General features: G+C 38.4%; 14 protein-coding genes. 5 read left to right on the top strand and 9 right to left on the bottom strand.

Going from position 1 to position 16,520, the window contains the following annotated elements:
- Positions 1–385: 385 nt before the first annotated feature.
- From ACUN24_RS08270 to ACUN24_RS08250, 5 genes are all read right to left on the bottom strand, one after another.
- Entirely contained in the window at positions 386–1,153 is a 768-nt protein-coding gene (locus ACUN24_RS08270) for a TatD family hydrolase (RefSeq protein WP_445562058.1), read from the bottom strand.
- 76 nt (positions 1,154–1,229) lie between these two features.
- Positions 1,230–4,154 (bottom strand): excinuclease ABC subunit UvrA, encoded by a 2,925-nt coding sequence (gene uvrA / locus ACUN24_RS08265; protein WP_445562057.1) that lies wholly within the window; start codon positions 4,152–4,154, stop codon positions 1,230–1,232.
- 112 nt (positions 4,155–4,266) lie between these two features.
- A complete protein-coding gene (locus ACUN24_RS08260) occupies positions 4,267–5,226 on the bottom strand; it encodes a hypothetical protein (protein WP_445562056.1) in 960 nt (319 codons plus the stop codon).
- A 270-nt stretch (positions 5,227–5,496) separates the two neighbouring features.
- Positions 5,497–6,537: a 2Fe-2S iron-sulfur cluster-binding protein gene (locus ACUN24_RS08255; RefSeq protein WP_445562055.1), complete on the bottom strand. Its 1,041-nt coding sequence runs from the start codon at positions 6,535–6,537 to the stop codon at positions 5,497–5,499.
- 275 nt (positions 6,538–6,812) lie between these two features.
- Positions 6,813–7,595 carry a lytic transglycosylase domain-containing protein gene (locus ACUN24_RS08250; RefSeq protein ID WP_445562054.1) on the bottom strand — a complete coding sequence of 261 codons (783 nt, stop codon included), beginning with the start codon at positions 7,593–7,595 and terminating at the stop codon, positions 6,813–6,815.
- A 263-nt stretch (positions 7,596–7,858) separates the two neighbouring features.
- Here ACUN24_RS08250 and ACUN24_RS08245 point away from each other — a divergent pair, with 263 nt between their 5' ends.
- The 5 genes from ACUN24_RS08245 to ACUN24_RS08225 all read left to right on the top strand — a co-directional run bounded on the left by ACUN24_RS08245 (position 7,859) and on the right by ACUN24_RS08225 (position 12,362).
- A complete protein-coding gene (locus ACUN24_RS08245) occupies positions 7,859–9,442 on the top strand; it encodes a pseudouridine synthase (protein ID WP_445562053.1) in 1,584 nt (527 codons plus the stop codon).
- A 279-nt stretch (positions 9,443–9,721) separates the two neighbouring features.
- Positions 9,722–10,831, top strand: a complete 1,110-nt coding sequence (locus ACUN24_RS08240) for a lactonase family protein (protein WP_445562052.1) — start codon at positions 9,722–9,724, stop codon at positions 10,829–10,831.
- Positions 10,832–10,849: 18 nt separating this feature from the next.
- Complete coding sequence (locus ACUN24_RS08235) at positions 10,850–11,344, top strand: SRPBCC family protein (RefSeq protein ID WP_445562051.1); 495 nt, start codon at positions 10,850–10,852, stop codon at positions 11,342–11,344.
- Positions 11,345–11,576: 232 nt separating this feature from the next.
- On the top strand, positions 11,577–11,870 hold the full coding sequence (locus tag ACUN24_RS08230) for a GIY-YIG nuclease family protein (protein ID WP_132398406.1): 294 nt from the start codon (positions 11,577–11,579) through the stop codon (positions 11,868–11,870).
- Positions 11,871–12,068: 198 nt separating this feature from the next.
- Positions 12,069–12,362, top strand: a complete 294-nt coding sequence (locus ACUN24_RS08225) for a GIY-YIG nuclease family protein (protein ID WP_445562050.1) — start codon at positions 12,069–12,071, stop codon at positions 12,360–12,362.
- A 292-nt stretch (positions 12,363–12,654) separates the two neighbouring features.
- Here the strand turns inward: ACUN24_RS08225 and ACUN24_RS08220 are convergent, their stop codons facing one another.
- The 4 genes from ACUN24_RS08220 to tilS form a co-directional block, all read right to left on the bottom strand.
- Positions 12,655–13,101 (bottom strand): KTSC domain-containing protein, encoded by a 447-nt coding sequence (locus ACUN24_RS08220; RefSeq protein WP_029279950.1) that lies wholly within the window; start codon positions 13,099–13,101, stop codon positions 12,655–12,657.
- Positions 13,102–13,356: 255 nt separating this feature from the next.
- Positions 13,357–14,499, bottom strand: a complete 1,143-nt coding sequence (gene bshA, locus ACUN24_RS08215; RefSeq protein WP_445562049.1) for an N-acetyl-alpha-D-glucosaminyl L-malate synthase BshA — start codon at positions 14,497–14,499, stop codon at positions 13,357–13,359.
- A 189-nt stretch (positions 14,500–14,688) separates the two neighbouring features.
- Positions 14,689–15,177: a hypothetical protein gene (locus tag ACUN24_RS08210; protein ID WP_029282618.1), complete on the bottom strand. Its 489-nt coding sequence runs from the start codon at positions 15,175–15,177 to the stop codon at positions 14,689–14,691.
- The gene (tilS, locus tag ACUN24_RS08205; protein ID WP_445562048.1) at positions 15,178–16,509 is read right to left on the bottom strand and encodes a tRNA lysidine(34) synthetase TilS; all 1,332 of its coding nucleotides are present in this window, start codon (positions 16,507–16,509) and stop codon (positions 15,178–15,180) included.
- Positions 16,510–16,520 lie beyond the last annotated feature (11 nt).

Genomic DNA, 16,520 nt, shown 5'->3' with positions numbered 1-16,520 from the left:
TAAAAATTTACAAATGATCAGGTGATATTTTTAAATTAGCAACAAAAAGACTGATTAGTTCATAAAAATTAACATTTTAGTATTTTAAACAGAAAATACATATCAAATTGATAATTTAGCCACGCGGCGTATTCTCAAAAATCAATTACTGAATCCTGTGAAACAGATTTCTCCATTACGCTCCGCTCCGCAATCATTCAAAAATTCCAAAGATGGGGCGTCATCTCGACTGATGCGCAGCGAACGGAGAGATCTACCTTGATAGATTTAGCTTCGCTGAGCCTGTGGGTTCTCGACTGTGTTGCACTCCACTAATAATGATGCTAAGGTCCCACTGAATAGATTGCTTCGTCGGCTGAAAAAGCCTTCTCGCAATGACGCGACTTTAAACCCCAAAAATTTTCTTCGAATTCTCCGTAGTCACATCCGCTATTTCTTCAACAGAAACGCCATAAATATCAGCCAGTTTTTGTGCGATGTAAACCAGGTAACTGCTCTCGTTCGGTTTACCGCGGAAAGGAACCGGCGCCAGGTAGGGAGAATCGGTTTCTAAAACCAGGTCAGTTAAAGGTATATCTGCCAATACCAGATCCAAACCCGCTTTTTTATACGTGACCACACCGCCAATTCCTAAATAGAAATTGAGATCAATAGCCTGTTTTGCCTGAGCCAAATTTCCGGTAAAGCAATGGAATATACCACGCAATTTTTCATCTCTTTCACTTTCCAGTACTTCAAAAACTTCTTCAAAAGCTTCTCTGCAATGGATTACAATCGGCAACCCTAGCTCTTTTGCCCAGCCAATCTGTTTGCGAAAAGCATCTTGCTGGATAGCTAAAGTGGTTTTATCCCAATATAAATCGATCCCGATTTCGCCAATGGCATAAATTTTCCGCCCGGCAATGCTGTTATAGATTTCATCCAACAGCGCCAGGTAATCTTCTTTTACATCACAGGGATGGAGACCGGCCATTGCAAAACAGTTTTCAGGATATTTCGCCACCAGGCCATCAATCATCGCGATTGATTTCACATCAACATTGGGTAAAAACAAACGGTTCACATCGCTTTCAAAACAACGCTCCATTAACTGGGCCTGTTTCTCGGCATCCTGCTCGTAATATAAATGGGTGTGGGTATCGGTGAAGATCATGTTTGTTATAGTATCAAGTAATAAGTATCAGGTATCAAGATGGATTTGCTGATTCTTGATACCTGTACAAGGAATTCTATTTCTTTCCAGCTTTGCTTTTTTTAGGTGCCTTGACTTTGGACTCCGGACTTCCGACTTCAGACTTTCCGTTCTGCGGAATCCATTCCATTTCCTTTTTCAAAAATTTCCCGGTTAGGCTAATCGGGTTCTGGATCAAACCTTCTGGCGTACCTTCAAATAAAACCCTTCCGCCACCAGCACCGCCTTCTTCTCCTAAATCAATCACCCAATCGGCAACTTTAACCACGTCTAAATTATGTTCGATCACCAAAATGGTATTTCCTTTATCAACCAGCTCCTGCAATACCCCCAAAAGCACGTTAATATCTTCAAAGTGAAGTCCTGTTGTAGGCTCATCTAAAATATAGAAGGTTTTTCCGGTATCTTTTTTAGAAAGTTCTGTGGCCAGTTTTACACGCTGTGCCTCCCCTCCTGATAAAGTAACCGACGATTGACCTAAAGTGATATATCCTAAACCAACATCTTTTAAGGTTTTGATCTTTCTATAGATGATCGGAATATTTTCAAAGAAAGTACAGGCATCTTCGATACTCATATCCAACACATCGCTGATCGATTTCCCACGGAAACGAACTTCTAAAGTCTCCCTATTGTACCTTCTTCCGCCGCACTCTTCACAAGGAACTTGTACATCGGGCAGAAAGTTCATTTCGATTACCTTCAAACCAGCCCCCTGACAGGTTTCGCAACGGCCACCTTTAACGTTGAAAGAGAAACGACCGGGTTTGTACCCACGGATTTTTGCTTCTGGCAACTGAACAAACAAATTCCTGATATCAGAGAAAACGCCAGTATAGGTTGAAGGATTTGAACGTGGCGTTCTTCCAATCGGTGCCTGATCAATCTCGATTACCTTATCTATTTCTTTTAAGCCATTAATTTTTTCGTAAGGCAAAGGTGTTTTTTTGGCCCTGAAGAAATGATGGTTTAAAATAGGATATAAAGTTTCAGTAATTAAACTTGATTTACCACTCCCCGAAACACCGGTTACGGCAATAAATTTTCCTAAAGGAAAATCTACTGAAACCTCTTTTAAATTATGGCCTGTAGCTTTAACAATCGACAATTTATGCCCGTTACCTTTCCTACGGACTTTTGGTGTTTCAATCTGCCTTTTGCCATTCAAATAATCAGCAGTTAAGGTATTCGATTTCAGAATCTGTGCAGCTGTGCCTTCGGCTACAACGGTACCTCCATGAATACCGGCACCTGGCCCCACATCAATTACCCAATCGGCCTCCAAAATCATATCCTTATCATGTTCTACCACCAAAACGGTGTTTCCAAGATCACGGAGATTTTTAAGTGCATTGATCAGCCGTTCGTTATCACGCTGGTGTAAACCGATACTAGGTTCATCTAGGATGTACATTACATTCATCAACTGCGAACCGATCTGCGTGGCCAAACGGATACGTTGTGCCTCACCACCGGAAAGTGTACGTGCAGTCCGATCTAAAGTTAAATAAGTTAAACCCACATCGGTCAAAAAGCCAATTCTCGCTTTAATCTCTTTTAAAATTTCCTTGGCAATAATATTCTGACGGTCAGACAAACGCTCATCAACTTTTTCAAACCACTGATGAAGGTTGTTGATATCCATTGATGACAGTTCAAAAATGTTTTTGCCATCCACCTTAAAATGCAGACTTTCTTTCTTCAAACGTGCACCGTGACACTCCGGACAGGTTTTTAGTTTCCTGAACTCGTCCATATCGTCAGATGCTGATTCGCTTCTTTTTTCGTTCTGCTCTTCGAGCATTTTAATTATCCCGTCAAAAGTGATGTTATAATCCTGAACGTTCCATTTATTATATTCTACCTCAACCTTGATCAGATCAGGAGAACCATTTAAAATGATATTGATCACTTCGTCGCTTAATTTTTCGATCGGTGTAGAAAGCGAGAAGCTGTATTTTTTTGCCAAAGCTTTTAATACCTGGAACATCCAGATATCGCGATATTCGCCCAAAGGAGCCAAACCACCATTTAAAATACTCAATTTTGGATTTGGGATAACCGAATCTTTATCGACTACAAAAATATACCCTAAACCATCGCAACGCTCACAGGCGCCATAAGGCGAGTTGAACGAAAAACTATTTGGCTGTGGTTCATCATAAGAAATACCCGTGGTTGGGCACATTAAAAACTTACTAAAATGTGCTACATTATTATCTTTATCGCTGATTTTGATTACCCCTTTACCCATTTTCATTGCAATCTGCAGTGAATCGAGGAGGCGTTTTTTATCTTTCACGTCAATAATAAGGCGGTCGATCACCACTTCAATATCATGGATTTTATAACGATCTACCTGCATTTTAGCAGCAATATCCTTAATTTCCCCATCTACACGCACTTTCACATAACCCTGTTTACGAATTTGTTCGAAAAGTTCGCGGTAATGCCCCTTTCTGCCTTTAACCACCGGCGCAAGGATATTTACAGCCATACCATCAAATTTATTAAAGATGTTCTGCAGGATCTGGTCTTCGCTCATGCGCTCCATTTTCTCACCGGTATTGTACGAATAGGCATCGGCAACACGTGCATATAGCAAACGCATAAAATCGTAAATTTCGGTAATGGTACCCACGGTTGAGCGTGGATTTTTACTGGTGGTTTTTTGCTCAATGGCAATAACCGGGCTTAATCCCGAAACTTTATCTACATCCGGGCGCTCCATACCGCCCATAAACTGGCGACTGTAAGCGCTGAATGTTTCCATATAACGGCGCTGTCCTTCCGCATAAATGGTATCAAAAGCCAACGAAGATTTACCGCTGCCACTTAAACCAGTGATTACAACCAGTTGATTGCGCGGAAAACTAACGTCTATATTCTTTAAATTATGTACCCTCGCACCATATACTTCTACATCTTTTTGCTCGCCGAGGTCGATAGATTTATTGCTCATATTTTATTTAAAGTTGGGACCAAAACCGGGTCTTAAAAAAGACCAGATTTCAATCCGCAAAAATGCTAAAAATTTTATCAAAATGAAAGTCAAAACCAATCTTGATTAAGGATTAATTGTCATAATGTCGGCTTCTATTTCTAAGGAAACCAGATGATAAGCCAAAGCGCACATAACCATAATGATCCTGAAAATAGATATTGTAATTATCTTCGCCATAATAACCAACCGCAGCCATCAAAAACACATTGTTCATAAACGGAAAACTGTAATTGAAGTTGATTTCGGCATTTAACCGCTTCTGGATATTGGCAAAATTTTTGGATGGAATTTTATTTACGGCATAAGATAACTCGGCATTTAAACGCCAGGTTTCTTTTTCGGTTTTAACTTTCTGCTTATTCCGAGCGTTTTTTTCGATTTCATCATACCTGCGCCAGGAGAAACCATACAACACCCTTGTAAATCCAAAACCTTCATTAAGCGCAGGCTCATACCTGAAAAATTTATACCACTGCAAACCAAGCCGATGATTGAATGAATAATAACTTCCATCTGGGTTAACTGGTGTTAAATCACCAAAACGATAGGAAAGCGTTAAATAATTCGCATTAAAATTCCCTGTACGCATATTAATTGTACCGTCAGGATTAAATGCGCTCTGATCCTGACCGTTTGAATGGTGTGTAAAAGCAAGTTCGGCATATTTATAATGTTCAGGATCGGGATTTAACCTCGCATAAAGCGCTCCGCCTAAACGGTAACTCGGTGTTCGTACTGCAGCTGAGAATTCAGTCCGCACACGTACCGTAAAATCAGGGATAATGGCAAAAGCAATTGGCGATTTGTAACTACCCAAAAGCATATAAGTAGTAGTAAGCCGTCCGTTGATTACGTATTTGGAAGGCGCGCCCAATTCCCCGCCCGGTGCCGTATAAGCTAAATCAGCATTTTCTTTATACAGATGAATATATTCTTTATTGGCAAACTCTCTTTTTAAGGCTATTGAATCTTGAGCCAAAGATTGTAAACAGATGAGGCAGATGATAAGCACAAAAAAAGTTTTCGTCATACCAGATAAACGCTGATTATGAGGGAACGGTTTTGTGTTTTAGATAAAATAAAGATTGCTAATTAAATGATATAGAAACTACAAAGGTTAAAGGTCACAGTTATTTGCCACCTCAACAGAGAATTACGTTAAATTTCAATAATTAAATATATTCAAAAGATTTCTCGGCTCCGTTTCTCTCCGCTCGAGATGACGATACTACTATGAACGTCACGCTAATCAACGAACCTGTGAACAAGTGACTAATGAACAAATGACCAATGAACTAACCTACCACTCTATCGTCGTTCCATTTTCAGTTGGGTGACCCGTACAGACCAGCACTCTACCTCTTTCAATTTCATCATCAGTAAGCACTTCGTTGTAATCCATCTTTACGCCACCTTTCGTACAATTGGCTACGCAGGTGCTGCATACGCCACCACGACAACTATAAGGAAGTTTAATTTTATTTTCTAATGCTACATCTAAAATTCTTTTTGGCCAGGGAACTTCAAGATTATATGATTCCCCTTTAAAATTTAAAACAACCGAATACGTATTTTTATCGACTACTTTTTCAGAACTATCGTCCTCATCTATCTCATCTTCTGGCAGCACAAAAGTCTCCCTTTTAATCTGTTTAATATCGAAACCCATGCCCAATAAGGTAATGCGGCATAAATCCATGTAGATAACCGGTCCACAACTGTAAAAAAGTGCTTTATCCCGTTCAAAATGTAGATGTTCTTTAATCAGTTTTTCAATATAAAACTTATTGAGCCTGGCCGTCATTAAGTTTTTGCTGTTGCTAAAAATCCAGACAATTTTTAACCTATTGGGATATTTCTCTTGCCATTCGATCAGTTCATCGTAAAATAGTGTTTCTTCTTTCGATCTGTTACTATATATTAATGTGATCAACGATTTTTTCTCTCGCACCAATGCCGTTTTCATAATCGAAAACAATGGGGTAATGCCAACTCCTGCAGCAAAAAGAAAAACATCGCGTTCTAAATTTTCATCTGGCACATAACTGAACAGTCCCTGCGGCTCCTGAGCCAAAAGAATATCGTTTACAGAAGTTTTATGGTGTAAAAACCTCGAGATTTCCCCATTCTCCACACGTTTTACCGTAATTGCTAAAGGTTCATTAACATCAGGCGAACTGTTAAACGAATACGACCTTCTTACCTCTTTATGCTTTCCCTGAAAAACTAACGATAAAAACTGTCCCGCTAAATACGTAGGGTACTGATCCAAATCTTCAAATTGAAAAGTAATATTATCGCCGGGCTGATTGATGATTTTATTGATCCGCAGTTTGAACATAGTGCAAAGAAAGGAAATTGGTTTATTAGTTCAATAGTCCATTGGTCATTTGTTAATTGGTAACTGCAAAATATTCACTGATACATTGGCCATTGGTTAATTTGTTTGCATGATGTATAAAAATAACTTTGTGCCTTCGTGACTTTGTGGTAAAACAATATTTTATCAGAAAACAAATCGGTGTAATCCAATAATCTGCAAAATTATTTCCAAAAAAAACGTCCCGATTAAAAACCGGGACGCCTTACCAAATGCTTGTCTTTATCTTAATTATATTATTCGGCGTTGTAGGCCAATAATACACGCGGTTTTGCGTAACCGTAACGTTTCGGATGTTCCATAATCTGTTTCATAGAAATCACCTTATAAACATAGCCACCGGTTTCGCGGTTAAGCCTCATTTTGTAGTAATTATCCTGATTTTGATTATTGATCTGCTTACGTAAGCGTCCGTCGCCAACATTGTAAGCCGCAGCTACCAATGTCCAGCTTTCTAAACCTTTATACATTTCTTTAATGTATTTACAGGCTGCAATGGTCGATTTGCGCAGGTTATAGCGCTCATCAACATTTCCATTTACTCTTAATCCATAGGTACGGGCTGTACCAGGCATAAACTGCCAGATTCCGGCTGCACCTTTTGGAGAAACCCCTTCCGCCATTCCAGATTCGACCAATGCCAAATACTTAAAATCGTTCGGGATTCCGTAAGCAGCGAGAATGGGTTCAATTACAGGAAACCATTTTGCTGCTTTTGTATGCAGGCGGTTGGTTTGGGTATTTCCGTAAGTGTGTGCTGCAAGAATTTTTTTCATTTTGCGTTCTACCTTTTTATCGCCTAATGGCAGGGTTTCTTCCGCGAAATTCAACTGTGCCATTAAAGATTGAGGGGCTTCCTCTTTTTCTACTTTTAGGCTATCAGATTTGGGTATTGTAGTGTTTAATTTTTCTTCTTTTAAAAGACTTTTTTGTGCTAAGGGCATTTGGTAAGCGAACACTTTTGCCAAAAGAAATAGTGTTGCCACTACCGCAAATGGTACGATGTGTTTCTTTAACATTTTCCTCCTTTTTTTGGTGAACTTATATAAAAACGTCGGCAAAGGTAAAAAATAATAAGCACATTATCAAATAGTTACACAAATATACCCGAAAAACGGCTTTTAAAGTGCTTTAAACGTGGATTTTAATTTTTGATTTTCAGACAAATTTCCCTATATTAGAGGCTATTTTTTTATCTAATTTTTCAGCTCCTATAATTGTTATGTTCATCATTTTTTCATAAATTTGCAGCCCGCATTTTTAATGCGGTTAAAAGCGTATCATGATAAATAAAAACAACAGGAACAGTCGGGATGACAAGTCCAAATCAGACAGTCGGAGAACAGAAGGCAGAAGTAGTTCGGCCGGGTCTGACAGAAAAAGATCAGACAACAAAGACAGCAAATTCAAAAAATCATCCGATTCAAAAGAAGGCTTCAGACCTAGAAGCGCAGACAGTAAAGATTTCAAATCAAAATCTTTCGGAGACAAAAAAGATTTTAAACCAAGATCAGGCGGACGTGATTTCAAATCGAAAGATTCGGAACCACAGAGTTTCAAATTCGGCGATCGTGAATTTAAATCTAAAGATTCAGCAGCAGAGAACCGTGGTTTTAAACCAAGAGAAGGTAAATCGAGAGATTACAAACCAAGAACCGGCGACCGTGATTTCAAACCGAGAGAAGGCGGATCAAGAGACTATAAACCAAGAACAGGAGACAGGGATTTTAAACCAAGAGAAGGTGGTGCAAGAGATTATAAGCCAAGAACAGGAGAACGTGATTTCAAATCTAAGGATGGAGATTCGAGAGATTTTAAACCGAGAACTGGCGACCGCGACTTTAAACCAAGAGAAGGTGGATCGAGAGATTACAAACCAAGAGAGGGCGACCGTGATTTCAAATCGAAAGATGGCGGATCGAGAGATTTCAAACCTAGAGAAGGTGGCTATAAAGATTACAAATCAAGAGGTAAATCAGACGATTTCAAGCCAAGTGCTGGAAGTTCAAGAGATGTAAAACCTAGAGAGCCAAGGGAAGGTGATACCCGTCCGTTTAGAAAACGCGAGGATGCACAGCCAAGAGATACAGAATTTAACCGCCCAGAGCGCACTGTTATTACCCAAGGCCGTAAAACAAACGAAGATAAAGGCTTAATCCGTCTAAATAGATATATTTCAAATGCAGGCATCTGCTCTCGTCGTAAAGCCGACGAATTGATTATTGCCGGCATTATTACTGTAAACGGCGAAGCCGTTACCGAACTGGGACATAAAGTAGACCCAGCAAAGGATTTGGTTCGTTATAACGGCGAATTATTAAAACGCGAGAAAAAAGTTTACGTTTTATTGAACAAACCAAAAGATTACATCACCACGACCGACGATCCACAGGAACGCCGTACGGTAATGCAATTGGTTGATAAAGCCAGCCGCGAGCGTATTTACCCGGTTGGACGTTTAGACCGCAATACCACAGGTTTGTTATTAATGACAAACGATGGTGATTTAGCTGATAAATTATCACACCCTAAAAACGGTATCACTAAAATTTACAACGTTGAACTGGATAAATCTTTATCACAAGGCGATTTAAACAAAATTGCTTTTGGTTTAGAATTAGAAGATGGCTTGATTAAACCAGATAACATTTCTTACGTTGCAGGTGGAACCAAAAAAGAAATCGGCATCCAGATTCACAGTGGTAAAAACAGGATTGTTCGCCGTATTTTTGAACACTTAGGTTATAATGTAGAAAAATTAGACCGTGTAGTTTATGGCAATTTAACCAAGAAAGATCTACCACGTGGCAGATGGCGCTATCTTGAAGAACATGAATTGATCCAGATTAAACATTTAATAAAATAAGATATAAGAGGCAGCCGATTGGCTGCCTTTTTTGGTATTGCTATTTTTTACTACAAAGCACACAAAGAAAAGCACAGCGTTCGCAAAGTCTCCATCGCGTTTTTAACGAGGATGCAGGAGAAAGACGATTGTATCGTCCAGCAATGAACATGCATTAAAAATGCATCTCTCATTCATCCTCGTTACAAACGAGGACGATAACTAAGAAACATCTTCCGTGTTTTCTGTGCCTCCATGGCCAACTTTATTTATATTTGTTAAAACCAACATCATCGTTTCATGAAAAAATTCAGTTCATTGCTTATCCTTTCTATGCTATCGAACCTTAGTTTCGCTCAAAAAACCAACTATAATCTCATTGTCGGCACCTATACTGCACCAGGAAAAAGTGAAGGAATTTATACCTACGATTTTAATACTTTAACAGCGGCTACAACCGTAAAAAGCATTACAAAAAACACCGCTAATCCAAGTTATGTAGCCGTTTCACCTGATAACAAATTTATTTATGCCGTTAACGAAACCGGTGCAACAAGTACGGTAAGCGCATTTAAATATGATGCCAAAACAGGTGAATTAACTTTTTTAAACAAAGTTGATAGCCATGGTGCTGATCCCTGCTTTATTACCGTTGATGCCAAAAATGTAATCGTTGCCAATTATAGTGGTGGTAGTTTAGCGGTATTTTCAAGAAAAGCTGACGGGTCTTTAACAGAAGCTTTGCAGATCATTAAACATACCGGAAAGAGCATCGATCCGAAAGGCAGACAGGAAAGCGCTCATGTGCACATGACAAAATTTACACCAGACCATAAATACTTAATTGTTAACGATCTGGGAGAAGATCAAACTTATATTTACAATTATAATCCAACGGCGAAAGAAAAAATATTAACGGTAAAATCGGTACTAAAAACCAATGCAGGTACCGGCCCTAGGCACATTACTTTTAGTCCGAATGGAAAATTTGCCTATTTAGCACACGAATTTAACGGTAGTATAACAGTTTTTGCTTATGCAGCTGGAAGTTTAACAAAAATCCAGGAAATAGGTACTACGCCAAAAGATTTTACCGGAAAAGTTGATGGTGCCGACATCCATGTTTCGGCTGATGGAAAATTTCTTTATGAAACCAACCGTGGAGATGCGAATAGTGTTTCTGCATTCTCTATTTTACCTACCGGAAAGTTGAAATTTATTGAAACCGTAAGTACCTTGGGCAAAGGGCCAAGAAACTTTACGATTGATCCGACCGGAAAATTCTTATTGATCGGACACCAGTATACCAACAACATTGTTATTTTTAACCGCAACAAAATAACAGGCAAACTAACCGACAGCGGCAAAAGGATCGATGTTGGTGCTCCGGTTTGCTTAGTGTTTAATTAATCATTCAAAATTTAGCCAATGGAAAACTTCGATTGGACCAAATTCACTATCAGGATTGCCATTAAAGCAAAACTTGAGGATATCTATAATGCCTGGACAAAAGCAAGTGAAATTGAAAAATGGTTTTTAACTGATGCGTCGTTTACTGACGAGAATAAAGTATTGCTCAGTAAAACGCAGAACGCACTTAAAGGCGATCGGTATAAATGGATCTGGTACCTCTATGATGATATCGAAAATGGAACAGTAACCGAAGCAAATGGCACAGATTATTTTCAGTTTACTTTTGCCGGAGATTGTTTGGTTGAGATCAAGCTGCATGAAGAATTTGAATATACCGTTGTAGAATTGACCCAAAAAAACATTCCGGTAGATGATCATTCTAAGCGGAACATCCGCCTGGGTTGTCATAATGGTTGGAGTTTTTACCTGGTTAATTTAAAATCAGTTTATGAAGGCGGTTTGGATTTGAGAAATAAAGATAACCGCTTTAAACCCATGTTGAATAATTGAGGTGATGGATTTAACAATAAATATTGAAACAAATTCAGCCGGACAAACATCCAACCAAGCTCGTCATCCTGAGTTCATCTCAGGATCTTTATGGCATGATAGATACTGAAACAAGTTCAGTATGACGATATGCGTAAATAAATTAAGTTCCTTTATCTTACTCGGGCGTCCTGCTGAATTTATTTCAGCATCTTTATTGGAAGAAAATAAATGAAATAAAATAACAGAGGTTATGGAACGAGGTGGCTGTGTTTACATTTTAACTAATCATACCCACACCGTCTTATACATCGGTGTTACTTCGGAATTGTATTTTAGGATTATCGAACATAAAGAGAAGAAATATCCAGATTCATTTACAGCAAAATACAATTGTAGTAAACTCGTTTATTATGAGCAGTTCGATTCTATCGAGGAAGCCATTGCGAAAGAAAAACAACTCAAAAACTGGAAGAGAGCTTGGAAGATAAATCTGATTAATCAAAATAACCCAAATTGGAACGATTTGTTTAAAACCCTCGAATAAAGCAGGATGACGCACATTCCACACGATCGTCATCCTGAGTTCATCTCAGGATCTCTATGGCATGATAGATACTGAAACAAGTTCAGTATGACGATATGCGTAAATAAATTAAGTTCCTTTATCTTACTCGGGCATCCTGCTGAATTTATTTCAGCATCTTTATTGGAAGAAAATAAATGAAATAAAATAACAGAGGTTATGGAACGAGGTGGCTGTGTTTACATTTTAACTAATCATACCCACACCGTCTTATACATCGGTGTTACTTCGGAATTGTATTTTAGGATTATCGAACATAAAGAGAAGAAATATCCAGATTCATTTACAGCAAAATACAATTGTAGTAAACTCGTTTATTATGAGCAGTTCGATTCTATCGAGGAAGCCATTTCGAAAGAAAAACAACTCAAAAACTGGAAGAGAGCTTGGAAGATAAATCTGATTAATCAAAATAACCCAAATTGGAACGATTTGTTTAAAACCCTCGAATAAAGCAGGATGACGCACATTCCACACGATCGTCATCCTGAGTTCATCTCAAGATCTTAATAGCATAATAGATACTGAAACAAGTTCAGTATGACGGAACGCCCGAATACGCTCAAAAATCAGGAACCAATCCTCTCGATCCGTCAATCTGATTCTATAACTCGGATTCATTTCAGGGTCTTAACAAATAAGCCAGTACGACAGATACTGAAGCAAGTTCAATATGACAACCCTAAAAAACACAAAATGGCCCCGATTTTCATTGGAGCCATTTAAATATTATAAATATCGCTTATTATGCCGGTTCTGCAACTCTGGCTACATTGCGATATGGGAATTCGTTAAAGATATGCCTGCGGGCAAAACGACCTGGTGAATCGGCGTTAACCAATTTCACATAGATTGCTTTTGGCACATCGAAATATTCGTAAGCACTTCCATCAAAAAACTGGATATTTAAAACCTGTTGTTTGTATTCGAAATCCTGAATATTCGATAATGTTGTAGTTTGCGTATACGTTTCGATATTTTGTTCGCGTGTTTCAGGCGCAATACTTACCAGGAAATGGTAAGCTTCGATAATTTCTTTACTTCTGGCTTCTGCATCTAATTTCTCTTCTTCCTGCTGAAATTTATCAGGGTGACAATCTTTCATCAATGTACGGTACACAGACTTAAGCTCTTTTAACTCAGCATTTTTATCTACGCTCAAAAGCTTTCTGTAATCAACTATTTTCTTCATTTGGGATAACCTATTTTTAATTTTGCTGAAATGATTTACGAATCTCTATCTGCCAACCGTTTCAAGCCGCAAAGATACGATTTATAATCATTTGATTTAGAGAAAGTTTACTTTTATTAAATATTACTGATATGGATCATCAGCCCATGAAATTCAATACATTCCCCAATTGTCAAATCCATATATATGCAAAAAAGTTTTGCGGTGCAGGCATCGCAAAACTTTATTAAAAATTAGATATGATCTTACCAGTTACTAATATTTTGGCTGTAATGAGTTTTCGATTACTTCTTTGTAGTAGTCGATATATACCGGAAGGATCTTTTTCAGATCAAAATCCTGTGCCCTTTTAAACGCATTTTCTTTAAAGCGGTTAAGCGTTTCATCATCTTTTAAAATTTCAATGGCATGTGCGGCCATCGATTCTACATCACCAACATTACTCATGTAACCACAAAAGCCATCAATATTAAGTTCAGGTAAACCGCCGGCATTGGTGGTAATTGCGGGTACTTTACAAGCCATGGCCTCTAATGCTGCCAAACCAAAACTTTCAGATTCTGATGGCATTAAGAAAAGATCTGAAACCGACAGGATTTCTTCTACGGCGTCTTGCTTACCTAAAAACCTTACATTTTCACAAATATTTAACGATCTGCAAAGCTGCTCATTATAGGCGCGTTCTGGCCCATCCCCTACCATTAATAGTTTTGATGGAATAACTGCTTGTACTTTTTCGAAAATCCTGATCACATCAGCCGTACGTTTCACTTTTCTGAAATTACTGGTATGGATTAAAATGCGTTCATCATTTGGTGCAATCGCTTTTTTAAAGTGTCCTTTTGCCTGTAAACTGAATCGCGAAAAATCTATAAAATTTGGTATTACCTTAATTTCTTTAGTAATCTCAAAATGATTATAGGTATCTTCTTTCAAATCTTCGGACACTGTAGTTACCCCATCGCTTTGATTAATAGAAAAAGTAACCACAGGTTTATAGGTTGGATCTTTACCCACTAAAGTAATATCTGTACCATGCAAAGTGGTCACTACCGGAATATGAAGGCCATAACTCGCCAAAATCTGCTTCGCCATAAAAGCTGCAGATGCATGCGGAATGGCATAATGAACGTGTAACACATCCAATTGTTCAAACCGAACAACATCTACCAGTTTGCTGGCCAGTGCCGATTCGTATGGGGCGTAATCAAAAAGTGGATAATCCCTTACTGATACCTCGTGATAAAACAGATTGGAAGAAAAGAAATCGAGCCTTGCGGGCTGACTATAAGTAATAAAGTGAACCTGGTGTCCCTCGTTAGCAAGTGCCTTACCAAGTTCTGTTGCAACTACTCCACTACCGCCAAAAGTGGGGTAGCAAACAATTCCTATCTTCATCGTAAATGTATTGTTGTTACCGCAAATGTAGCCGATTTTAATCTATAATGCGTGTCGGTTTATTGCAATAATGTAATAAGATGCGATTATTAATTTTCCTTCCTAATGCGACACATCAGATAGCTATCCCATCAGGGCTAAAACCAGAAACAATTATATAAAAATGAGTAGATGGGAAATGAAATAAAGTTATTTAAGGTTGCGCATTTCTTCTTTTATAACAAGGAAGAGTTCATTTGGCCTTTGGGTACCAATAAAATATTCCAAGCCATCCCTATCGGTTAAAACCACTGCATCCTTACCCGATGAATAAAAGCGGATTGTACCTTTTGTGTGCAGGTTGTAAACAGGATTGTTGAAAAAATAACGACTATAAGTTGCCTTACGCACATCAACAATGCTATTTAGATCAATCTTAACACGCTTGGTTGTCCAAAGGCCATCCAGGATCATGCTACCATTATCCACCACAATTTTGTATTGAATAAGGAAAAGCAAAAGCATAGAAACACCAATGATCCCGAAGCCTACTACGAGGAACAAATCTTGCGTATTGTCACGATCGCGCTCGTAAACATAAGCGGCAAAACAGAAAGCAGCCATAATTAGCCTGATGAAAATGCGCACATAATCGCGGCCGATGTATTGTTTTTCGATATAGGCGTATTTGCTTTCCACTTATTTAATTTTGAGTTCGAATATAGCAACTTTTTTTGTTGCTGTAGTTAATTTATATCGGTTGTCCTGCCGCATACCTGCAATCCAAACAATTTCACCGTTCCCGTTAACCAGAATCGGGGTGACGCTTTTCAAATGCAGGGGAACTTTCTCGTCGATAAAATAATCACTTACCTTTTTAAGATTACGCATGCCCAGTGGAATAAATTTATCTCCATTTTGCCAATTCCTTAATACTAAAGGGAAAATTAATTTATCGGCATTAACAAACGCTTTATTTGAATTAATTTCGAATTTCACCTCATCGGTAAACGTTAACGAAATTTCATCATTGGCAAAAGCAATGTTTTCTGTTGTTGGATGGATAAATTGATAAGCAGTGACCGATATATATTTTTCAACAATAACCAGATCATTTCTATTGATAATAGCCTGATGGGTAGCGCTAAAAAAATGTGTACCACTTAATGCCTTTAAGCTATCTAAAATTTCCTGCACTACATTTTCGCCAAAATTAAAAGGCTTAAGCAACTCGTAAAGCAGTAGCTTTTGCGGGTTTAATTTATAAATCTCATCCAAAGGGATATAAATGCCATCATTCCTTTTATTTAGGATTTTGTTTGCAAGTTTCTGGACCTGGATATTTAAAAAAGCCTCCAGCTCAGCAAAGCGTGAGATATTTTCGGCAAATGTTTTTTCAAGGTTAGGGTTAATTTCCTTCAAATGCGGCACTACCTGTAGTCTGATTTTATTCCGTGTATAATTTGTACTTGCGTTCGAGCTATCTTCTACAAAATCTAAATTATTAACCTTTACCAACTCATCAATCTGCTGCCGGTTTAAAAAGAGCAAGGGCCTAATCAGTAAATCCCGTTTAGGTAAAATACCGTGCAATCCACTTATACCGGTACCGCGGGTAAGATTAATGAGTACCGTTTCGACCGCATCGTTCTGATGTTGTGCCAGGGCAATGTAATCGTAGCCTTTTTTACTTCTAATTTCTTCAAACCAGTTATAGCGGAGATCGCGTGCGGCCATTTGGTTAGAAATTTTATTTTCGGCCGCATATTTTTTGGTATCAAAATGCGTTACATAAAAAGGTAACCCCAAATTTTTGGCCAATAGTGCAACAAAACTTTCGTCGCGTTGTGCTTCATCAGCCCGTAAATTGAAATTACAATGTGCCACACCAACATCAATGCCTATTGCTTTAAACAAATGCAACATTAATACTGAGTCTTTTCCTCCGCTTACGGCCAAAAGAATCTTGTTAGCCCGAACAAACAGCTGTTGCTGTTCAATAAAATCCTGAAATTGTTTTACGGGTAACATCCACCAAAAAT

The organism is Pedobacter sp. WC2501 (assembly GCF_052682415.1).
The sequence above is the reverse complement of the archived record's forward strand: the minus strand, read 5'-3'. Positions and strand labels throughout refer to the sequence as shown.